Origin of the sequence: Roseibium sp. (assembly GCF_048260565.1) — a bacterium.
Lineage (GTDB): Bacteria > Pseudomonadota > Alphaproteobacteria > Rhizobiales > Stappiaceae > Roseibium.
The window spans coordinates 197687-220203 of the sequence record NZ_JBLXGP010000008.1 but is presented as its reverse complement, the minus strand read 5'-3'; the positions used below and the strand labels follow the sequence as shown (position 1 = coordinate 220203).

Genomic DNA, 22517 nt, shown 5'->3' with positions numbered 1-22517 from the left:
ATGCCTTTGTCTTTTTTGTCCTGTGCGAAAAGCCACAGGCCACCCCAGAATCTCTAGAACCGAAATCGTTTTACAGTCTTTTGCCGATTACGCAACAGTCCCTGACAGGCAAAACAGATTTCAATTGAATGCGTTGCGTGGATGCCACGGACCGCCCGCCCTACAAGCGCGTCAGATGCAGCACGTCGTTCCAGGTGGCAAAAACCATCAGAAGTAGAACGATGGCAATCCCGATCCGGAACCCGATATCCTGGACCCTTTCGCTGAGCGGCTTTCCCCGAACCGCTTCCGCGGCGTAAAACACCAGATGTCCGCCGTCCAGCATCGGCACCGGCATCAGGTTCAAGAGGCCGATACTGACCGACAGGATCGCTGCCAGGGAAAACAGGGGAATGATCCCCTGGGTTGCAACCTGACCGGAGACCTGCGCTACGCGGATCGGCCCACCGAGCTGATCTGCCGATTCCCGACCGGAAATCACGCCCCAGATATAATCGAGCGTTCGGGAAGCGATATAGTAAGTTTCCTTGGTCCCTTCGGTAACCGCCGAAACCGGCCCGAATTTCTCGTGAATCAGGTCGTCTTCCTGCACGCTGCGCGAAACGCCCAGAAGACCGATACGCTGCACGTTCCCAAAACGATCCTTCAGTTCGCGGTACTGCGGAGTGACCGTCAGGGTCACGGTTTCGTCCCCCCGTTTCACATCCAGAATCAGCGGCACGTTCGCACTGACGGACACGATGCGCTGAAGGTCGGAAAACGTGGCGATTTCATCCCCATCGACGGAAACGATCAGATCGCCCGGTTTCAGGCCACCGACGGCGGCCGCACTGTCGGGCTGAACGACATCCACAACCGGTGCTGCAACAATTCGCCCGAAGAGCATGAAAATCGTAGCGAAAATCGCAATGGACAAGATGAAATTCGCGATTGGCCCGGCCGCCACCACGGCCGCACGCTGCCAGACCGGCTTGGCTATGAATGCCCCGGCGCGTTCTTCCGCAGGCATGGCCTCGATTCGCTCCCAGTCAGGCACGCTGGCCGCATTTTCATCGCCGGCAAATTTCACATAGCCGCCGAGCGGAATAAGCGACAAACGCCACCGGGTCCCCTTCTTGTCGGTTCGTCCGAAAAGCTCCCGCCCGAACCCGACGGAAAACGCATCCACCTTCACGCCGCACCAGCGGGCGACCAGAAAATGGCCGAGCTCATGAAAGAAAACGACGATCGTCAGAACAAACAGAAACGGCACGATATAGCCAACCACAAGTCCGAAGGCCGAGGAAAGAAGTTCCATTGAGAGTTCCTGTTGTGATGCGCGTGCGCCCGATACGGATATAGTCAGACTAGCAGATTACGAGATTACGGCACGTTAATGGTGGGAATTCGAATTTCCCCAAAACGGGACCGCCGACAGAGCAGCTTTATCGCCCGCCGTGTTCGGCAATCCAATCGGCACAAATGACACGTGCCTCCGCATCCAGTGCCATGACCGTTTCCACACTGTCGGGCTGACCGAGCCGGTCGGCGGCTTCGAGCCGGTTGATTGTCGCCTCGACAGCCACCGGAATGTCCGGAAAGCGCAGACGTCGGTCCAAAAAGGCGCTGACGGCGATTTCATCTGCGGCGTTGAGGGCGCAGGTCGCTCCGCCGCCGCGTTTTAAAGATGACAGCGCCAGTCCGAGCGCGGGAAAGCGAACCGGGTCGGGCTTCTCAAAGGTGAGCGAACCGATTTCGGCCAGATCGAGCCGCTTGAGCGGCACCGACATCCGTTTCGGCCAGGCGAGGCAATGGGCAATAGGGGTCCGCATGTCAGGGGACCCCATCTGTGCCAGCAGAGAACCATCGGCATATTGCACCAGCCCGTGCACGACCGATTGGGGATGAACGAGCACCCCCAATTGGTCCTCTTCGACCGGGAACAGATGAAAAGCCTCGATCACTTCGAATCCCTTGTTCATCAAGGTGGCACTGTCGATGGTGATCCGTTGCCCCATTTCCCAATTGGGATGTTTAAGGGCCTGTTCCGGCGTGATCCCCGCCATGTCCTCCAGGTGGGTCGTCCGGAAAGGTCCGCCGGAGGCCGTCAGGATGACCTTCTCCACTTCGCGACGGTTTTCGGGCTCGAAGACCTGGAAGATGGCATTGTGTTCACTGTCGACCGGAAGAAGCGTTGCGCCAATACGCCGGACCCTGTCCATGAAAAGGTCTCCGGCGGAAACCAGACACTCCTTGTTGGCAAGGGCGATCACCCTGCCCGGCTTGATGGCAGCAAGGGTCGGGACCAGCCCTGCAGCGCCCACGATGCCGGCAACAACCATGTCTGCCGGACGTTCAACGGCTTCCAGAACGGCCTGGCTTCCGGCCGAAACGGCAATACCGCTTCCCGACAGGGCCTGCACCAGTGCGGGACCATGCGCCTCATTGGCCAGAACGGCGGATTCGGCATTCACCAGACGGGCCAGGCGCGCCAGTTCGTCCGCATTGTTGTTGGAAACAAGCGCAACCACCTTGAACCGCTCAGGGTTGCGCGCGACGAGGTCAAGCGTGCTTTTCCCGATCGAGCCCGTCGCACCCAGCACGATCAGGCGCATCGGATTTGTCGTGCCATTCATTTCCATGTCCATCGGTGAGGACGAGGCCGCGTCCATGAAACAGGTCCCTTAGCCAAGCGCGAGGCCGGAAATCGGATCCGCGAAGCTCCCGCCGAACACAAATCCAAGCGCAACAGCCGCGATTGCCGCGGCAACCAACCCGTCGACCCGATCCATGATGCCGCCGTGCCCCGGAATGAGATGACTGGAATCCTTTACGTCGAAACGCCGTTTGACACCGGATTCCAGGAGATCCCCCAATTGCGAGACGATCGACAAGACGGCCGCGAGCAGAGCCCAGTTGAAAAGATCGGCCTTCCCGGCAATCGCTACCGTACCCAGGCCGAGCAAAACCGCGCAGACCAACCCGCCGATGGCACCGGACCAGGTCTTGTTCGGAGAAATTTTTTTCCACAGCTTCGGCCCACCAAGGCTCCTGCCGGTGAAATAAGCCGCAATATCGGTCGCCCAGACCAAGACAAGCAGGAAAAACAGGAATGCCAGACCTTGCTCCCCGCCCCTGATGACAAGCAGCGCATAGAGGGCCAGCCCCGCATATACTACACCTTCGGCCGCCCAACGTCCTGTCCGGCTAAACCCGCTCAGGCCGTAGACGACAAGCGCTCCAACTACGGGACACGCCAGGGAGAGACCGGGATATCCGAAGTGATAGCCAAGCGCGATCCCGACGAGCACCAGATATCCGGCAACCCCGTGCGGCGTCCGAAGACCGGTTCCCGTCATTGCGAACCATTCGTGCAAAAAAAGGATGGCAGCCACCAGCGCAAGCATGCCGAATGCAGGACCGCCTAACCATGCAAGGCCAAGGACGATAGGTCCAAGAACAGCTGCAGAAAGCACCCTTAATTTCAAATCGGACTTGTTTTTCGGGCCCTTGTCCGCCGTGGCCCCTTCCTGACCGGGCATCTTAGAGTGCTTTGGCGGCCAAGCCACCGAACCGGCGCTCGCGTCCCATGAAGTCCGACAGGGCCTGATCGAACGCCGCCTCGTCGAAATCGGGCCAATGGACCGGTGAAAAATGGAACTCCGAATAGGCAGCCTGCCACATCAGGAAATTCGATAGCCTGAGTTCACCACTGGTGCGGATAATGAGATCCGGATCCGGAAGATCCGCCGTATCGAGCCGGCTTGCGATCGCCTTCTCGTCGATATCTTCCGGGGCCAGCCGGCCGGAGGCAACCTCCTCCGCAAGTTGGCGGACCGATCGGGTGATTTCGTCGCGCGATCCATAGTTGAACGCGACGACAAGGGTCATGCCTGTGTTGTTTTTGGTCAGTTCTTCCGCCTCGACCAGCAACGCGCGGATACCGGGTTCCAGCGTAAGCCGATCCCCGATCACCTTGATCCTGACATTGGCATTATGGATTTCAGTAAGGTCACGCTGAACGAAACGGCGCAGGAGCCCCATCAGGAAGCTGACTTCCGGCTGCGGACGGCTCCAGTTTTCCGAAGAGAAACTGTAGATCGTCAAATAGCGAATACCGGTTTGGGCCGCGTGCCGGATCGTGCGGCGCAACGCTTCCAATCCATGACGATGGCCTTCGGTGCGCGGCAATCCCCTGGCCGTTGCCCAACGGCCATTCCCGTCCATGATCAAAGCGACATGGCGCGGCAAGGAACCGGCTGCCGAATCGGTCGCCGTATCCTCGGATTCTCGATCGGGACTGATCGTCATGAGAGACCCTGCTTTCAGCCGATGCGCATCAGACCTGGGAGATTTCCTGTTCTTTTTTCTCCAGCATCGCATCGACCTCGCCGATCATGCTGTCCGTCAGCTTCTGGACTTCATCAGATGCGACCCGGCTATCGTCCTGGCTGATATCACCGTCTTTTTCCAGCTTCTTCGCCGTATCCATTCCGTCCCTGCGCACGTGGCGAATGGCGACCTTGGCCTGCTCGGCGTATTTATGCGCAACCTTGATCAGCTCCTGGCGCCGTTCCTGGTTCAGTTCCGGGATCGGCAGGCGCAGCAACTGGCCATCGACGACCGGATTGAGGCCAAGGTTCGATTCGCGGATCGCCTTTTCAACGGCAGAGACCATGCCCTTGTCCCAGACCTGGACCGCGACCATGCGCGGCTCGGGCACGCTGACGGTCGCAACCTGGTTGATTGGCATGGTCTGCCCGTAGGCCTCAACGTTGATCGGATCCATCATGCTGGCGGAGGCGCGGCCCGTGCGCAGCCCAGCGAATTCGGTTTTCAGGACCGACAAAGCGCCCTGCATGCGGCGCTGTAAATCGTCCAGGTCAATACCTTCTACGGGCATATTGTCCTCACTTCATTCTAATTTGTTCGTTTTAATAGACTCTCAGCCGGCGCCAAGATGGCACACTCGCGCCGAAACACAAGGGGCAGGCCGCGGCTAAAAGGGAAAACTATCAGCCGCCGACAACCGTGTAAGTACCGGTTTCCTGCAAAACACTGACCAGGGCACCCGGGGTGTGAATGGAAAAGACGATTACGGGAATGGAATTGTCACGCGCAAGAGCGATGGCCGTGGTGTCCATGACCTTCAGATCGCGCTGGATCACTTCCTCATAGCCGAGGGTATCGTAGCGTACGGCATCCGGATTGATCTTCGGATCTTCGGAATAAACGCCGTCGACCTGCGTGCCTTTCAAGAAGGCATCGCATTTCATCTCCGCAGCCCGCAGGGCCGCACCTGAATCGGTCGTGAAGAACGGGTTACCCGTGCCGCCCGCAAAGACGATCACGTCACCGTCTTCCATGTAACGCTCGGCGACACGCTGGGTGAACGTCTCGCAAATGGAAGGAACCGGAACGGCGGAGAGCACCCGAGCCTGCACTTTCAGCCGGCGCAGGGCATCGGCGATCGTCAGGCTGTTCATGATGGTCGCCAGCATGCCCATGTGGTCGCCGGTGACCCGGTTGCCGCCCTTGGCGGCCACGGCCACGCCACGGAAGATGTTACCACCGCCCACAACGACCCCGACCTGGGCGCCCAGAGCCACCGCATCGGCTATTTCCTTCGCGATCCGCTGCACGATGGCCGGATCGATACCGAAGGACTGGTTCCCCATAAGAGCCTCCCCAGACAGCTTCAGAAGCACGCGTTTCCAGCGGAGCGGATTGGTCATGGCGGAACCCTATTTCTTGTTGTGGCCTCTCAAAAAAAAGCGCCGGTCAATGCCGGCGCTTTTCGAACTTACTGCCCGGTGGCTGCTGCCACCTCTGCGGCGAAGTCTTGCTCTTCCTTCTCGATCCCCTCGCCGAGGGCGAAGCGGACGAAACCGGTCAGCTTGACGGGCGTGCCAAGTTCCTTGGCCATCGCCTCGACAGCCTGTTCGACCGTCTTGTCCGGATCGATCACGAAGGCCTGTTTAACCAGCGTGACTTCTTCATAGAACTTGCGCAGGCGACCTTCCACCATCTTTTCGATGATGTTTTCCGGCTTGCCGGATTCGCGCGCCTGTTCGGAGAACACGCTCCGCTCACGCTCCACGACTGCCGGGTCGAGCTCGTCGGTATTCAGAGCCAGCGGGCTGGTTGCGGCAACATGCATCGCGATCTGACGGCCAAGGCCGTTCAGTTTGTCCTTGTCGCCGGAAGATTCCAGAGCGACCAGAACGCCGATCTTGCCGAGACCGTCGGAAACCGCACCGTGAACATAGGTGGCAACGACGCCTTCGGAGACAGACAGCATGGCCGTCCGGCGAAGGGTCATGTTCTCACCGATTGTCGCGATCGCATCGGTGATCGCATCGGCTACGGATTTACCGTCGATCGTGGCGGCGTTGACCGCGTCCAGCGAACCATCGGTCGCCACCGCGACACCGGCCACGTTCTTGACCAGGTCCTGGAACCCTTCGTTACGGGCAACGAAGTCCGTTTCGGAGTTCAGTTCGATCACGGCAGCCTTGGTACCTTCAGCGGCGACGCCGACCAGGCCTTCAGCGGCAACACGACCGGCCTTCTTGGCCGCCTTTGCCAGGCCCTTGGTGCGCAGCCAGTCAATGGCGGCTTCCATATCGCCACCCGACTCGGTCAAGGCGGTCTTGCAGTCCATCATGCCAGCGCCGGATTTCTCGCGGAGCTCTTTTACCATCGCAGCGGTAATGCTCATCGATTGCCTCGTGCATGGGGGGTTATTGATACGGCCCGGTGTAACGGTAAATCACCCGTGCCTTTATGACGGGACTGCAACGAATTGCAGCCCCCTCTGCGAATTCAACAGATTTCTGCCGCCGGCATTACAGCGGCAAAACAATCAAGCCTGAGCGGCTGTTTCTTCGGCCGGAGCTTCTTCTGCAGCAACGGCTTCTTCAGCTTCGGTTTCTGCCAGAGCTTCCTCAACCGGAGCCTCTTCCGCAGCACCGACATCCATGCCGGAAGCACCCTGAGCGCGGGAAATGCCGTCGATGGCAGAACGCGCGATCAGATCGCAGTAGAGGGTGATGGCGCGACCGGCGTCATCGTTGCCCGGCACCGGATAGGAGATGCCTTCCGGATTGGAATTCGAATCGAGGATAGCCGCGACCGGAATGCCCAGACGGCGGGCTTCCTGGATGGCAATCGCTTCACGGTTGGTATCGATCACGAAGATCAGGTCCGGGATACCGCCCATGTCCTTGATGCCGCCGAGGTTGCGCTCGAGCTTCTCACGCTCGCGGTCCATGAACAGGCGCTCTTTCTTGGTCAGAGCGTTCGCTGCGTCGGAATTGAGCGTTTCTTCGAGCTTGCGCAGGCGCTGGATCGACTGGGAAATGGTCTTCCAGTTGGTCAGCATGCCGCCGAGCCAGCGGGCGTTGACGAAATACTGCGCGGAGTTGCGCGCAGCGGTCGCCACGGCGTCCTGTGCCTGACGCTTGGTGCCGACGATCAGAACGCGGCCACCACCGGCAACTGTATCGCTGACGGCCTTCAGGGCCTGATGCAGCAGCGGGACGGTCTGGGCAAGGTCGATGATGTGAACGTCATTGCGGACACCGAAGATGTACTGGCCCATGCGCGGGTTCCAGCGGTGCTTCTGGTGGCCGAAGTGAACGCCAGCTTCCAAGAGCTGACGCATGTTGATATCGGGCAGAGCCATGGCCCTTAAACTCCTGATTTTCCGGTTTAACCTCCGCAAGAGGATTTGGACCGAAGGCGCTTCCAGTGAGAAGCTCCAGACGATCACCGGATGGAAGGCCGATAAGCTCGGTTTCCGCCCCTTGCGTGTGGAATGGGCGCCTTATAGTTGGACCGCTTCGTGAATTCAAGGCCTGGAGAGCAGTTTTTCGCGCTTTGTTCGCTGTCAGGAAGCGCGCGCCAGCTGCCACGGATGGACAGCGCATGCCGATATTCCATTCCCGCACGATCCGGCCGGACATCATTGCCCCCGCATGGCAGCTGGTCTACCACGACAGGCGAACCTCACCACCTCTTCCGGCAAGGGTACTGAACTTGACCACAAAAGGCATCAACCACCTCGGCCTGACCGTCCGGGATCTGGATCAGACGACGTCATTTTTCACCGATTTGCTCGGATGGACATTGCTAGGCCGGGACGACAGCTATCCGCGAACGACCGTGTCGGACGGGTATTGCCGTTTCACCCTCTGGCAGGCCGACCGATCCCGGTCCATGACGGAATTCAACCGCAAGACCAACATCGGCCTCCATCACGTCGCCCTCGAGGTCGCCACGAAAGAAGACCTGTTGGAGGTGGCGGACAAGGTGCGCCGCTGGCCCGGCATCGTCATGGAATTCGAACCTGAACCGCTGGGGGACGGACCGCGTATGCACATGATGTTTGCCGAACCCGGCGGGATCCGGGTGGAAATCATCTGGCCGGCCGGCCAATAACCCGCCCTAGATCTTAATTTCGTAAACCCAAGGAAGGCTGTCCAGCCTGTGCCGAAGGATGGGGCTTTGAAGAACGCTGGGGAGTAGGACTATATGGCAGACCGGTTCAATGCTGGACAGATTTGGAGGACGCAAGGACGGCCGCAGGACGGAGACGCGCATATCCTGATCTTGGCAATTACCGACAACAATGTGGTCGGGCCAATCTATTCGACCGCATTAACTGGAGTGCGTATTCGCAATCCCAGAATGGAAGGCGGCTTGCAAACGGTATTGCCGCACGTTCCCGTAACTGAAGAGATGCTGAGAGCCGCCGCGACCGAACTGGTAGCAAGCGATGGGCCAACTGCCGATCATCCTGATTTCTCGGAATCCTATTTGGAGTTCCGCGAGCTCTATGACCTTGGGGAAGCAGGGGTCTTCACGCTAACTTTCCCCGAGATTGTCGACTTAGTTGAAAAAGCGACCGCTTCTACTGAAACTTAGGCATTGCTCGTCATTGGCATTCTGAGGCTAACCTCGGCTTCTCATGCTGCTTCGAGGCTCTGGCTACCTTCTGTTTTGCAGAAAAAAATAAGAAAAACAGAACGCACGATCCGGTACGGCTTCACGCCATCTGCACGTCGGTGACGCCGGGAACCGCCTTGAGCGCTCCGGCGATTTCCGGCGACAGGCGGAACTTGCCCGGCAGCTTGACCTCGACTTCGCGCGCACCGTTATCGAGAAGCACAACGACGGTGACTTCCCCCTCGCCGCGCACCTGCAGATGCCTGCGCAGGCTTTCCACCGGACGCTCGTCCCGCAGGAACACCCGCATGCTCTTCTGCAGCCGGGTAACCACCTTCTCTATCGGATCGACCTGCTCGATGCGGATCGAGGGTTCATCGTCGCGCATGTCCGCGCCAACCAGCAAAACCACGGATCGGCCCGGCTCAAGCTGATCGCGGAACTGTTCCAGCTTCTCCTTGAAGAGCAGGCCTTCATATTGGCCGGTGGCGTCCGACAGACGCACGATGCCCATCCGGCTGCCGGTGCGGGTCTTGCGTTCCTGCTTGGACAGCACCGTTCCGGCCAACCGTCCGGCCGATGCGCCCTTCTTCACGGCTTCGGCGAATTTCGCCCAGGGCTGCACCCGCATCTTTTCCATGAGCGGCCCGAAATCATCGAGCGGATGCGCCGACAGGTAGAACCCGATGGCGGCGTGTTCTCGCTGGAGCCTTTCCTCTCCGCTCCAGGGGGCGGCATCGGGAAGCTGCAACGGCTCCTCGCCATCGCTGCCACCGAAGAGTTCATCCTGGCCGAGGCTCTTGTTCTCCTCGGTGCGTTGCGCCAGGCCCATGATCCGGTCGAGCCCTTCCAGCACCCGTGCCCGGTTCGGCTCCAGTTCGTCGAACGCACCGGCAGCGACAAGGTTTTCCAAGGTCCGTTTGTTGAGGAATTTCGGCGAGATCCGCCGGGCGAAATCGCCCAGGCTCGTAAACGGCGTGTCGCCGCGCACCTCCACGATGTGCTCGACCGCATGTTCGCCGACGCCCTTGATGGCGCCCATGGCGTAGACGATCTTGCCGTCGTCCACGTCGAAATGAACCATGGACCGGTTGATCGTCGGCGGCACGATCTCGATCCCCATACGCCGCGCTTCCTGCCGGAAATCGCCAAGCTTGTCCGTGTTACCCAGATCGAGCGTCATGGAAGCCGCCATGAACTCGACCGGATAGTTCGCCTTCAGCCAGGCGGTATGATAGGAGACGAGCGCGTAAGCGGCGGCGTGGGACTTGTTGAAGCCGTAGTTGGCGAACTTCGCCACCAGGTCGAAGATCGTTCCGGCCTGGCCCTTGTTGATCCCCCGCTCCACGGCCCCGTCGACGAAGCGCGCCCGCTGGATTTCCATCTCCGCGGCAATCTTCTTGCCCATTGCACGGCGCAGAAGGTCTGCTTCGCCGAGCGAATAGCCGGACAGAACCTGGGCGATCTGCATCACCTGTTCCTGGTAGACGATAATGCCGTTCGTCTCCATCAGGATCGGTTCCAGGAGCGGATGCAGGCAGTCCGGCTCCTGCTCTCCGTGCTTCACCGCGTTGTAGACCGGGATGTTTTCCATCGGACCCGGGCGGTAGAGAGCCACAAGCGCAATGATGTCCTCGAACCGGTCCGGCTTCATGCCGGCGATGGCCCGGCGCATGCCCTGACTTTCCAGCTGGAACACGCCGAAGGTCTCGCCCTTGGCCAGAAGCTGGTAGGTCTTTTCGTCATCGATCGGCAGCGAAGCGACATCTACATTGACACCGCGCCGCTCGATCAGCTTCACCGCCGTATCGATCACCGTCAGCGTCTTCAGTCCGAGGAAGTCGAACTTCACCAGGCCGGCATCCTCGACCATCTTCATGTTGAACTGGGCGACGGGCATGTCGGACCGCGGGTCTCGGTAGAGCGGTACGAGTTGCTCCAGAGGCCGGTCGCCGATCACCACGCCGGCAGCATGCGTCGATGCGTGGCGGTAAAGCCCCTCCAGCTTCTGTGCCATTATCAGAAGCTTGTCGACGATCTCCTCATCCCGCGCCGCCTCTCGAAGCCGAGGTTCGTCTTCGATGGCCTGAGCGAGCGTAACCGGGTTGGCCGGATTGGCAGGCACCAGCTTACAGAGCCGGTCCACCTGACCGTATGGCATCTGCAGCACACGCCCGACATCGCGCAGAACCGCGCGCGCCTGCAACGACCCGAAGGTGATGATCTGGGCCACCTGCTTGCGGCCGTATTTCTCCTGAACGTAGCGGATCACCTCTTCACGCCGGCTCTGGCAGAAATCGATATCGAAGTCCGGCATCGAAACACGTTCCGGATTGAGGAAGCGTTCGAACAGCAGCGAAAACCGCATCGGATCGAGGTCGGTGATGGTCAGCGACCATGCGACGAGCGAACCGGCACCCGAACCACGGCCCGGGCCGACGGGAATGTCATGGGCCTTGGCCCATTTGATGAAGTCGGCAACGATCAGGAAGTACCCCGGGAACTTCATCCGCTCGATAATGCCGAGCTCGTAGTCCAGTCGATCCCAATAGTCTTTTTCCTCAAGCTCCGGAGCCAGCCCGTGGGCCTCCAGGCGCGCGATCAGACCTTCCCGCGCCTGGCGCTTGAGTTCTTCCGCTTCCGCCTGCTCCGCTTCCTCCGGGTCCGCATCGGCCCCGGCAAACCGTGGCAGGATCGGATCCCGGCGGACCGGGCGATAGCTGCAGCGTTGCGCGATCTCCACGGTAGAGGCCAGCGCCTCCGGAAGGTCGGAGAAGAGCTCGGTCATTTCCGCGCGTGACTTGAAATAATGTTCCGGCGTCAGACGGCGCCGGTCCTCTTCGATGATGACCCGCCCTTCCGCGATACAGATCAGCGCATCATGGGCTTCATAGTCTTCGCGCTTGGGAAAAAAGGCCTCATTGGTCGCCACAAGCGGCAGGCCAAGTTCGTAGGCAAGATCGATAAAGGCTGGTTCGGTCCGCCGTTCCTCTTCCGTGCCATGGCGCTGGAGTTCCACGTAGCAACGTCCCTCGAACGCCTCAGCCAGACGTACCAGCCGAGCCCGCGCCAGATCCTTCTGCCCCGAGGTTATCATCTTGCCGATCGGCCCGAGGCTCCCGCCTGTCAGCAGGATCAATCCGGCTGACTTTTCTTCAAGGTATTCCCCCGTGACGTGGGGTATCAGACCGGTCTCGGTATCGAGGAACGCGCGTGAACTCAGTTCCATCAGGTTGCCGTAGCCGGTCTCGTCCATGGCCAGCAGGATCACATTGGAAAGCGGCGGCTCGCCGCGCCTTCCGCCTTCGGCGCCGTCCTTGAAATCGACGGAAAGCTGACAGCCGATAATCGGCTGGATCCCCGCCCCCCAGGCCTTGGCGGAAAACTCCTGGGCTCCGAAGAGATTGCCCGTATCGGTAATGGCAAGCGCCGGCTGTTCATCCGCCTTTGCCAGATCGAGCAGTTTCTTGATCGGCAACGCGCCTTCCAGCAAAGACAGGGCCGAATGCACGCGCAGATGGACGTAACCGACGCCACCGTCCTCTTCAGAGGAAGTCCGTTCAGGGGAAACAGGGATCGTCATCACGCACACCACCGCTCGGTCAGGAATCGCGGTTAAGTGAAACGGTTCCAGGAACGGCTGTCGAGGCGGGAACGCGGATATTCACCAGCATTCACCGCCACCGTCGCTCTTTTATTGCCACTCAGGCAAAGCCGCATCACCTGCGGGAGCGATCAGGTATTGGAAAACCACAGGCGCCGGGGCCCATGAAACATAAGGGTCCGCTTAGTGCAGCCCCATCAGCACGTCGCCCCAAACAGCGAGGGTCGCGCAAAAGCAAACAAGAGAACCGAGTGCGGCAAAATCGCGGGCCAAGTAGATCATGTCGTCCTCCAACACGGGAAACTCAACTCAATAAAAACACTATGTTCCTTTTATGTTCTCATTGCAAGCACTTTTTGTTCTCACTTTTTGATCTCAGTCATAAAGCTTGGCAATATCAATGTTCTGTATTGGTTCTCCCACCCCGGTTCCGGTCAAAGGGGAACGATCCTGCCCTCTTCCAGGGTAATCGCCCGGTCCATTCGGCCCGCGAGTTCCATGTTATGGGTCGCAAAGAGGGCCGCAACCCCGGAAGCTCGAACCAGCGCCTGCAACGCATCAAAGACATAATGCGCCGTATGCGGATCGAGATTGCCCGTCGGTTCGTCCAGAAGCAGGATTCGCGGCGCATTGGCCACCGCTCGCGCGACGGCGACACGCTGCTGCTCGCCGCCGGAAAGTTCGGAAGGACGATGGGTGGCCCTTGCCCCCATGCGCATGTATTCCAGAAGCTCCTGGGCCCGTTCCGCGGCCACGTCTTTCCTCAAGCCCCGGATCATCTGCGGCATCATGATGTTTTCCAAAGCGGTGAATTCAGGCAGCAGATGATGGAACTGATAGACGAAGCCGACATCGTTCCGCCGGATCGCCGTTCGCTGGTCGTCGTCGAGCTCGGAACAGTTCCGACCGCCGATGAAAACATCGCCGCTGTCGGGATGCTCCAGAAGGCCCGCGATATGCAAAAGCGTCGACTTGCCCGTGCCGGAAGGGGCGACGAGCGCGACCATTTCGCCGACGCCAAGCCGCAGGTTGGCACTGCTCAGGATCCGCAGTTCGTTGTCTCCCTCCTGGAAGCAACGCTCGATCTGCTTCAGTTCCAGAGCCGCCGGACGGTTTTGAGCCTGTCGTCCCGGTTCCGTTTGCATATCCATCACTCGTACCTCAGCGCTTCCACGGGATCGAGACGCGCCGCGCGCCAGGCGGGATAGAGCGTCGCCAACAGGGACAACACCAGCGCCATCACCAGCACCATGACTGTTTCGCCACTGTCGATATCTGCCGGAAGGCGGGAGAGAAAATAAAGCGTCGGATCGAAGATCTGCGTACGGGTCACCCAGGAAATGAACTGGCGGATGCTCTCGATATTGAGGCAAACGACAAGACCGAGCAGAAAACCGGCGATGGTTCCAACAAAGCCGATACTTGCGCCGGTGATCAGGAAGATCCGCATGACGGAGCCCCGGGTTGCCCCCATGGTGCGCAGGATCGCAATGTCCCTGCCCTTGTCCTTCACAAGCATGATCAGTCCGGAAATGATGTTGAGCGCCGCGACCAGAACGATCAGCGTCAGGATGATGAACATCACGTTCCGTTCCACCTCCAGGGCGGAAAAGAAGGTGACGTTGCGCTGGCGCCAGTCGGAAGTATAGGCCGGGCGGTTGGCGGCGTCCTCGATCGCGGCTTTCATCTCACCGACCCGGTCCGGATCGAGCACATAAATCTCGACGCCTGTCGCCTTTCCGTCCATCCGGAAGAAGCCCTGCGCCTCCGCAATGGGCATGAATACGAACGTGGAATCATATTCGCTCATGCCGATCTCGAAGATCGCCGTCACAGGATAGGCCTTGACCCGCGGCGTCACCCCCATCGGCGTGACGTTGCCCCTCGGCGAAATGATGGTGACATTGTCTCCGATGGTCACACCGAGTTGCTGGGCCATGCGCGAACCGATGGCGATCCCCTTGCCGGAATCGAAATCGTCGAGCGTGCCCTGCAGGATATTGCTCGCGACCAGGGGAACCTTGCGCATGTCGCGCTCGTGGAGCCCGCGCACCAGTCCGCCCAGATTGCCGGCCGGGCCGGAAATCAGCGCCTGGCCTTCCACGAACGGGATGGCGCTGATCACATCGGGAACGTTCTCTAACCTTTTCGCCACCTCGTCGTAATCGGTCAGGGGCTGGTCGATCGGCTGGAGCAGCATATGGCCATTGATGCCCAGAATCTTGCCGAGCAACTCACTGCGGAACCCGTTCATGACCGCCATGACGATGATGAGCGTCGCTACGCCCAGCATGATGCCGGCAAACGAGAACCCCGCGATCACGGAAATGAACGTCTCGCGACGCCTGGAACGCAGATAGCGTCCGGCGATCATCCATTCGAAAGCCGAAAAGGGCTTTGTGCCGGAGACCGCTTCCGTATTATCAGCGGTCTCTGCTGTTCCTTGTGCTGTCATCACACGTCCACTTGCCGTCAGGCCCCCAGATTCCGTTCACGGAATCACCCCTTCGGAGGATCGGCGAGCAGACTTACGCCGTCAATGCCGCAACGAGCTTGTTCAGCGTTGCTTCTGGGGACAGCATTTCCTTTTCGCCGGTAGCCCGGTTTTTCACCTCAAACACGCCATCTTTAAGGCCGCGCGGTCCACCGACCACCTGATACGGCAGGCCGATCAGGTCCATGGTGGCGAATTTCGACCCGGCACGGGCATCCGTATCGTCGTAAAGCACCTCGATGCCCGCCCGTTCCAGCTTGCCGTAGAGATCCTCGCAGGCAGTGTCCGTCAGTTCATCTCCGGCCTTCAGATTGACCAGGCCGACATGGAACGGGGCAACGGACGCCGGCCAGATGATCCCGTCGTCGTCATGGCTCGCCTCGATGATCGCGCCGAGCAAACGCGACACGCCGATGCCGTAAGACCCCATGTGAACCGGAACTTCCGTCCCGTCTGCGGTTGCCACCTTGGCGCCCATCGGATCGGAATACTTGGTGCCGAAATAAAAGGTCTGGCCGACTTCGATGCCGCGGGCGACGATCCGCTTGTCTTCAGGTACCGAGGCTTCGAATTCGCCCTTGTCGACAACGTCTTCCGTCGCCGCGTAATGGGACGTCCAGTCCGCAACGATCGGGCTCAGGTCGCTGTCGAAATCCACGTCGTCGCCGGGGATGGCCTTTTCCAGGTAATCGGCATGGCAATAGACCTCGCTCTCGCCGGTGTCGGCCAGAACGATGAATTCGTGGCTCAGATCGCCGCCGATCGGACCCGTTTCCGCACGCATCGGAATCGCGGTCAGGCCCATACGCTTGTAGGTGCGCAGATAGGCGACGAACATCCGGTTATAGGACTCTACCGCCCGCTCCTGATCCAGATCGAAGGAATAGGCATCCTTCATCAGGAACTCACGGCCGCGCATGATCCCGAATCGGGGACGAACCTCGTCGCGGAACTTCCACTGGATATGATAGAGGTTCAGCGGCAGATCCTTGTAGGAGCGGACATAGGCGCGGAAGATGTCCGTGATCATTTCCTCGTTCGTCGGCCCGTAAAGCATGTCGCGCTCGTGCCGGTCGGTGATACGCAGCATCTCCTTGCCATAGGCGTCATACCGGCCGCTCTCCCGCCACAGGTCGGCGGACTGGATGGTCGGCATCAGAAGCTGGATCGCGCCGGCGCGTGCCTGCTCCTCCTCCACGATCCGCTCGATCTTGCGCAACACCCGATGCCCCAGCGGCAGCCAGGAATAGATCCCGGCGGATTGCTGACGGATCATGCCGGCGCGCAGCATGAGACGGTGGGAGACGATTTCCGCCTCCTTGGGCGTTTCCTTCAAAATGGGCAGAAAGAAGCGGGACAGACGCATGAGTTTCACTCTGGGGTCGAGGGTTACAGAATTCGGATCGCAGTCAAACCGCATGCGCAGACGAATGACAAGTGCAAAGCGGGTCAGCCGGCGACTTTCTCTTCCGAAATGCCCTAAAAAACGGCAGACATGCCAGTTCCTACGCCTGCTAAACTCCTGTGCAAGCAAAAAAAATATGCTTTACGATACAAATAGGTGACAACAGTCAATTGATCCTATAGTGTCTCATCGCATAAGAAAAAGGGCGGTTGGCGAATGCACCACCCCCGATATAGGCATCGCGGTCTGAGTCTTGGGAGGAAGATCCCTCCGGCGCCCGGTAACGGTCGCAGCCGACCCACTGAAATTCGAATGAATGCAGTGAGGCAAGAGGGATATTTAGACGCGGAACTTTAGATAAGGCAGAGCTTGGCTCTGCCTTTTTTTCTGTCCGCGAGCCCGTCTGATATTACATAAGCAGTTTTACTGAGAATTGCAGCGCGACTTTACGCCTCACCTCACAAATAACTACGCGCCGCAGCAAATCAACCGGCCAACGGGTCACGTCAGAACGGCAGATCATCCAGACTGTAACCGGATGTTTTCAGAAAATAGAACCCGGCAAACACCGTCGACGTCACGACCGTGGTCAGAACGATCACCCGCAGGAACTTCGGCTTTTCCGGAGCGCCCGGATCCGAGCCCGGTACGATTTCTCCCGCTTCTTCCTGGGTCCGGTGAAAACCAAATGGTAGAAACGCAAACAACAGGATCCACCACATCATGAAATAGACGGCGATGCCGTAGGTCACGCTCATTGTGTTCGCCTATGCCTCTTCAGCTTATGGGCCGGGATCTTCAAAATCCCTTCGTCAACATCGGATACCAACAGACCGGCTTGCGGGCCACCTCCGCCATTCGGCCGGCGTTTGCCTGCAACGCACCCGGTCTCCTAGCACAGGCGACCGCCACCGGCCAATTCCTTCCTGTCCCGCAGGTTGCCTGACTTTGTCGCACCCATGACTGGACAATCTATTCGAAAGGCGGCGCCTTGGCGGCCGGGACTGCGGCCACGGCAACCGCCCTGGGCTGGGCCGGAACTGCGGCCGCCCGGCCTTCCCGCCGATAAAGCGCAAGTGCCAGCCCCCAGATCATCACCTCCGCAAGGAATGTCCAGTGCAGGATAAAACTGAACAACCAGTGCGGTTTGGCCGGCCGGATCGTAATGAGCTGGTAAAGCGTGTTGTCCCATGGAGAAAGCCACAGAATGCCGCCGACCAGGCTGTCCAGCACCAGATGCAGAAAGGCTGCGGCAATGGCAATGACGACGTAAGGACGAAACCGCGTACGCCAGAAAGCCGCAAGACATACCGTCCCGACGACGGCCCAGAAGGCCGGGATATGAACCCAATACCGGTGATGATGGATCTGGCGGCCATCGACCAGGAAAAACCAGATCAGGTCGAAATCCGGAAGAATCGAGAACAACAAGGCGACCGGCAGCAACAGCGGCGGCCGGTCCTTCATCAGTTTTGTCAGGCAATAGCCGGCGGGAAGATGAGCGGTCAGCATGGGATCCGATGATGCAAAGGGTTAGGTTTGATAACAATCTTACCCAATTGCATAATCGGTTCCGTGGTCCGAATTGGGGCCACAACCTGAAAACTGTATGATCGTTTCAGGGAAAACTCCGAACGGCAAACCTTTTAGGCTTCTTCCAGCTCGGTCAAGGTGCCCAGAAAGTCCTTCGGATGCAGGAACAGCACCGGTTTGCCGTGAGCGCCGATTTTCGGCTCGCCGTCACCGAGCACGCGCGCACCGTCGGCGAGGAGCTTGTCGCGGGCCGCGATGATGTCATCCACCTCGTAACAGACATGATGAATGCCTCCGGAGGGGTTCTTTTCCAGGAACTTGGCAATCGGCGAGTTCTCGCCGAGCGGTTCCAGAAGTTCGATCTTGGTATTGGGCAGGTTGATGAACACCGTCGACACCCCGTGATCGGGTTGCGCCACCTTTTCGGACACATCCGCCCCAAGGGTATCGCGGTAGACAGCAGCAGCCGCCTCTATATCGGAAACCGCAATCGCCACGTGATTCAACCGACCGATCATAAACCTCACTCCCCTACCAGTTTCCGGGCGCCACGCCCCGGACAGACCTCAAACGCGGGTGACCAGCACCTTGCAGAGCGTCTTCTTGCCCCAAACCTCAAGAACGGCGGACCGGGCGGCCCTGCGGGCGGCCTCACCGACCAGATCCTTGTCCTTGCGCCGGGCCTTCGGAATGCTCCGGATCGCACCGACCACCGCCTTGGCGATGATGTTTTCCATCGGCTCGCCTTCATCGTCCGTATCCGGAAGCCCCATCGGCGCGATTTCCGGATCGTCCTGAAGGTCGCCGGCCCGGTCGACCACCAGCGCAACGACAACTGCCCCGGCATAGGACAGTTTGCGCCTCTCCTTGACGCCGGTCACTTCCGGATCGTCAAGAATGTTGCCATCCTTGACCATGATGCCGGACGGCGCCTCGTCGATGATCCCGGCTGAACCGGAAACCAGCCGAATGATATCGCCATTCTTGCCACGGACGACTTCCGGCACCTTCTGCGCTGCCGCGAACTCCGCGTGCGCTGCAAGATGCAACGGTTCACCGTGGACGGGAACCACGACTTTCGGCTTGAGCAACTTGTAGAGCTGTTCCAGTTCGCCACGCCGCGGGTGCCCGGAAACGTGCACCAGACCGTCCCGGTCGGTGACGATCTCCACACCGGTCTTGGCGAAATTGTTCAACACCTCGCCGACCGCTTTTTCGTTCCCGGGGATCGTCCGCGAGGAAAAGATCACCATGTCACCCTTGGAGAGCGCGATGTTGCGGTGATCGCCCGACGCGATCCTGGAAAGCGCGGCGCGCGCTTCGCCCTGCGAACCGGTGCAAAGCAGAACCGTCTTGTCGCGGGGCAGATAGCCGAAGGCTTCCTCGTCGTGGAAGGACGGCAGGCCGTCCAGATACCCGAGCTCGCCGGCGACATCGATCACCCGAAGCATGGACCTGCCGACGACGACCACATCCCGGCCGGCGGCCGCGGCGGCCTCCGCGATCGCCCGAATACGGGCCACGTTGGAGGCAAAGGTTGTCACCGCCACCCGGTGCTTGGCCGTCTTGAGGATCTTCTTCAACTCGACGGCGACATCCGCCTCGCTCGGACTTTCGCCGTCACGAATCGCGTTGGTGCTGTCGCAAACGAGCGCCATCACCCCTTCCCGGCCGATTTCGGCAAGACGGTCCAGATCGATCGGCCGGCCGACACCCGGTGTCAGATCTATTTTCCAGTCGCCGGTGTGAAGGACCAGCCCGGCGGGCGTGCGGATTGCCAGCGCGCAAGGCTCGGGGATGGAATGGGCCATGGCGACGAATTCAACATCGAACGGACCGATCTTGTGGCGTTCGCCCTGCTTGACGACGGTGACCGGAACTTTCTCCGATCCCGGCTCGCTTTCGTATTTGGCTTCCAGAAGGCCTGCGGTGAAGGCGGTCGCATAGACTGGCACCTTCAGGAACGGCCACAAATGGATAATCCCGCCATAGTGATCTTCATGCGCATGGGTGATGACCATGCCGACGATGTTGTTGACTTCCTCTTCGAGGAACTTGATGTCGGGAAGAACGAGATCGATCCCGGGCAATTCGGGACCGGCAAAGGAAACACCGCAATCGACGATAAGCCAGGATCTGTCGTCTTCCGGGCCATAGCCGTAGAGGCCGAGGTTCATTCCTATTTCGCCTACGCCGCCGAGCGGCAAAAAGACGATATCATTGGCTGCTGCCATTCAAAACTCCAAACAGCGGTTGTGTGAGATGCCGAACGAGCCCCGAAAACTCAGAGTTCTGAATTCAGGGCTTCAAGTCCGGCAAAAAGACGTCACCAGCGTAAATGGTCCTTGGTTCACCGCTATCAAGCCTGAGGACCAGATGCCCCTGGGTATTGAGATCCAGGAAAGTTCCCGAAATTTCATCGGAAGCGTTGCGCACGGTTATCTTCTGACCGAGATGGGCAGCCCTCGCAAGCCACGCCGCGCGCACCGGTAGAAAACCGTCCGCCTTCTGCCAGTTTTCAAGCCAATGCGCAAGTCGGGTGCTTAAATGGGCCAGCAACCCTTCGGCGGTCACCCGGTATCCGAGCGCGGTCAGGTCGATACTGGGATAAAGCGACAGCTCCGGATGGGACACGCAATTGACGCCGAAACCGAGCACGACCGCCAGACGCTTGTCCGGAAGGGTCTCCGCCTCAAGCAGGATCCCGGAAAGCTTGGCGCCCTCGATCAGCAGATCGTTCGGCCATTTGAGCTTCGCCAGATGATACGCGCCGGTTTCCAGGTCCACGGCTTCGGCGAGTGCTACGGCCGCAAGCAGCGGCAGCTCGCCGAGACGGTTTGCAGGCCCCGGATCGATCAGCAGGTGACTGGCAAAGAGATTGCCGCGCGGCGATGCCCAGTCGCGGCCGAGCCGCCCCCTGCCCTGTGTCTGCTCTCCGGCGGAAATCCAGAGCCGTCCGGGATCCCCGGCCCGCGCCCGCTCGAAGGCGAGCGTGTTGGTCGAACCGACCGTGTCGTGATGCTCAAAACGAAGACCCGGCGCGGATGGCGCCGGGTTTCCGGTGTCCACGGATGAATGCCCGCCGGTCAGAAGAGCGACCCCGCAGCCACTGTCGCGGCCTGAACGATCGGGCCAGGCAGGACCGCGAAGAAGATCACGAACACGCCGGACAGACCGAGCACGAAGCGCAGCTCCATCGGCATGGCCTCGAAGGCTTCCGCAGGTTCGTCGAAGAACATCACCTTGATGACGCGGAGGTAATAGTAAGCGCCGACGACCGACATCAGCACACCGATGACCGCGAGCGGATAAAGCCCGGCCTCGACGGCTGCGGAGAACACGAACCACTTGCCGAAGAAGCCGACGAACGGCGGAATACCGGCAAGCGACCACATCAGGACAGCAAGCAGGACGGCCATCGGCAGGTTGGTGCGCGACAGGCCGGCAAGCTCGTAAATGTCCTCCACCATGCCATCCTTGCGGCGCATGGACAGAATGCAGGCGAACACGCCGAGGGTCATCGCCAAATAGGCCGTCATGTAGAAGATCACGCCGACGACGCCCGTCTGCGTCCCGGCCGCAAGCCCGACCAGCGCATAGCCCATATGGCCGATCGAGGAATAAGCCATCAGGCGTTTGATGTTGGTCTGACCGATGGCCGCGAATGCGCCGAGCGCCATGGAGGCGATCGAGACGAACACGATCACCTGCTGCCAGTCGGTCGTGACCGGCTGGAAGGCGTCGATGACGATCCGCACCAGCATGCCCATGGCGGCGACCTTCGGCGCAGCCGCCAGGAAGGCGGTCACCGGTGTCGGCGCGCCTTCATAGACGTCCGGCGTCCACATGTGGAACGGCACGGCGGAAATCTTGAAGGCAAGACCGGCGAGAATGAACACCAGGCCGAAGATCAGGCCGATGGATGCGCCCTGATGGGCAAGCACTTCGGAAATCTGGGCGAAGCCGGTGTGGCCGGTAAAGCCGTAGGTCAACGACATGCCGTAAAGCAGCATGCCGGAGGACAGAGCGCCGAGGACGAAATACTTCAGCCCCGCTTCCGTCGAGCGCACCGAATCCCGGTTGATCGCCGCGATCACGTAAAGCGACAGGCTCTGCAGTTCCAGACCCAGATAGAGCGAGATCATGTCGTTGGCGGACAGCATCAGGAGCATGCCGAGCGTCGCCAGCAGGATCAGGATCGGATACTCGAACCGGTCGAACGACTGGGATTTCGCATAGGCCCAGGACATGGCGATCGCAAAGAACGAACCGATCAGCACCAGGAGTTTCATGAAATAGGCGAAATCGTCGAGCACGAAGGCGCCGCCGAAGGTTTCGCCCATTTTCGCCCCGAACGGCAGCACGAACAGCGCGGTCGCCGCGATCAGTCCCATGGACATGCCGTTGACCAGGAAACTGATCCTCGGGCCGCCAAAGGCGCCGATCATCAACAAGACCATCACGCCGACAGCCAGGAAGATCTCCGGCAGGACCGGGAGGAGATCTGGCAAATGGGTCATTTCCGACATGTCTTGTCTCTCGCCTTCGGAACG

General features: G+C 59.8%; 20 protein-coding genes. 2 read left to right on the top strand and 18 right to left on the bottom strand.

Annotated features, from left to right (window positions below; translation table 11 throughout):
• Positions 1-160: 160 nt before the first annotated feature.
• From rseP to rpsB, 8 genes are all read right to left on the bottom strand, one after another.
• Entirely contained in the window at positions 161-1297 is a 1137-nt protein-coding gene (rseP, locus tag ACN0SO_RS17790; protein WP_417680057.1) for an RIP metalloprotease RseP, read from the bottom strand.
• A gap of 127 nt (positions 1298-1424) precedes the next feature.
• The gene (dxr, locus tag ACN0SO_RS17785) at positions 1425-2651 is read right to left on the bottom strand and encodes a 1-deoxy-D-xylulose-5-phosphate reductoisomerase (RefSeq protein WP_417680056.1); all 1227 of its coding nucleotides are present in this window, start codon (positions 2649-2651) and stop codon (positions 1425-1427) included.
• A 12-nt stretch (positions 2652-2663) separates the two neighbouring features.
• Positions 2664-3521 (bottom strand): phosphatidate cytidylyltransferase, encoded by an 858-nt coding sequence (locus ACN0SO_RS17780; RefSeq protein ID WP_417680055.1) that lies wholly within the window; start codon positions 3519-3521, stop codon positions 2664-2666.
• 1 nt (position 3522) lies between these two features.
• Positions 3523-4290, bottom strand: a complete 768-nt coding sequence (locus tag ACN0SO_RS17775; RefSeq protein WP_417680054.1) for an isoprenyl transferase — start codon at positions 4288-4290, stop codon at positions 3523-3525.
• Between the two features lie 28 nt (positions 4291-4318).
• Positions 4319-4882, bottom strand: a complete 564-nt coding sequence (gene frr, locus ACN0SO_RS17770) for a ribosome recycling factor (protein ID WP_346912211.1) — start codon at positions 4880-4882, stop codon at positions 4319-4321.
• Positions 4883-4994: 112 nt separating this feature from the next.
• Entirely contained in the window at positions 4995-5714 is a 720-nt protein-coding gene (pyrH, locus tag ACN0SO_RS17765) for a UMP kinase (protein ID WP_417680053.1), read from the bottom strand.
• Positions 5715-5782: 68 nt separating this feature from the next.
• Positions 5783-6700: a translation elongation factor Ts gene (gene tsf, locus ACN0SO_RS17760; protein WP_417680052.1), complete on the bottom strand. Its 918-nt coding sequence runs from the start codon at positions 6698-6700 to the stop codon at positions 5783-5785.
• Between the two features lie 144 nt (positions 6701-6844).
• The gene (rpsB, locus tag ACN0SO_RS17755; protein ID WP_417680051.1) at positions 6845-7666 is read right to left on the bottom strand and encodes a 30S ribosomal protein S2; all 822 of its coding nucleotides are present in this window, start codon (positions 7664-7666) and stop codon (positions 6845-6847) included.
• A 242-nt stretch (positions 7667-7908) separates the two neighbouring features.
• Between rpsB and ACN0SO_RS17750 the strand changes: the two genes are divergently transcribed.
• Together ACN0SO_RS17750 and ACN0SO_RS17745 are read left to right on the top strand one after the other, a co-directional pair.
• A complete protein-coding gene (locus ACN0SO_RS17750; protein ID WP_417680050.1) occupies positions 7909-8421 on the top strand; it encodes a VOC family protein in 513 nt (170 codons plus the stop codon).
• Between the two features lie 93 nt (positions 8422-8514).
• Positions 8515-8907, top strand: coding sequence for a hypothetical protein (locus tag ACN0SO_RS17745; protein ID WP_417680049.1), 393 nt, complete (start codon positions 8515-8517; stop codon positions 8905-8907).
• 121 nt (positions 8908-9028) lie between these two features.
• On the opposite strand, the gene dnaE is transcribed toward ACN0SO_RS17745, so the two are convergent.
• The 10 genes from dnaE to nuoN form a co-directional block, all read right to left on the bottom strand.
• Complete coding sequence (dnaE, locus tag ACN0SO_RS17740; RefSeq protein WP_417680048.1) at positions 9029-12511, bottom strand: DNA polymerase III subunit alpha; 3483 nt, start codon at positions 12509-12511, stop codon at positions 9029-9031.
• Positions 12512-12966: 455 nt separating this feature from the next.
• Positions 12967-13683 carry an ABC transporter ATP-binding protein gene (locus tag ACN0SO_RS17735; protein ID WP_417680047.1) on the bottom strand — a complete coding sequence of 239 codons (717 nt, stop codon included), beginning with the start codon at positions 13681-13683 and terminating at the stop codon, positions 12967-12969.
• Positions 13683-14987, bottom strand: a complete 1305-nt coding sequence (locus ACN0SO_RS17730) for a lipoprotein-releasing ABC transporter permease subunit (RefSeq protein ID WP_417680046.1) — start codon at positions 14985-14987, stop codon at positions 13683-13685. Before ACN0SO_RS17730 ends, ACN0SO_RS17735 begins: the two co-directional genes overlap by 1 nt.
• Before the next feature lie 73 nt (positions 14988-15060).
• Complete coding sequence (gene proS / locus ACN0SO_RS17725; RefSeq protein ID WP_417680045.1) at positions 15061-16392, bottom strand: proline--tRNA ligase; 1332 nt, start codon at positions 16390-16392, stop codon at positions 15061-15063.
• Between the two features lie 545 nt (positions 16393-16937).
• Positions 16938-17189 carry a DUF1467 family protein gene (locus ACN0SO_RS17720; protein WP_417680044.1) on the bottom strand — a complete coding sequence of 84 codons (252 nt, stop codon included), beginning with the start codon at positions 17187-17189 and terminating at the stop codon, positions 16938-16940.
• A gap of 214 nt (positions 17190-17403) precedes the next feature.
• Positions 17404-17943, bottom strand: coding sequence for a metal-dependent hydrolase (locus ACN0SO_RS17715; RefSeq protein WP_417680043.1), 540 nt, complete (start codon positions 17941-17943; stop codon positions 17404-17406).
• A gap of 134 nt (positions 17944-18077) precedes the next feature.
• On the bottom strand, positions 18078-18482 hold the full coding sequence (gene mce, locus ACN0SO_RS17710) for a methylmalonyl-CoA epimerase (RefSeq protein ID WP_417680042.1): 405 nt from the start codon (positions 18480-18482) through the stop codon (positions 18078-18080).
• A gap of 48 nt (positions 18483-18530) precedes the next feature.
• Entirely contained in the window at positions 18531-20198 is a 1668-nt protein-coding gene (locus ACN0SO_RS17705; RefSeq protein WP_417680041.1) for a ribonuclease J, read from the bottom strand.
• A gap of 64 nt (positions 20199-20262) precedes the next feature.
• On the bottom strand, positions 20263-21033 hold the full coding sequence (locus ACN0SO_RS17700; RefSeq protein WP_417680040.1) for a biotin--[acetyl-CoA-carboxylase] ligase: 771 nt from the start codon (positions 21031-21033) through the stop codon (positions 20263-20265).
• 17 nt (positions 21034-21050) lie between these two features.
• A complete protein-coding gene (nuoN, locus tag ACN0SO_RS17695) occupies positions 21051-22493 on the bottom strand; it encodes an NADH-quinone oxidoreductase subunit NuoN (protein ID WP_417680039.1) in 1443 nt (480 codons plus the stop codon).
• Between the last annotated feature and the right edge of the window lie 24 nt (positions 22494-22517).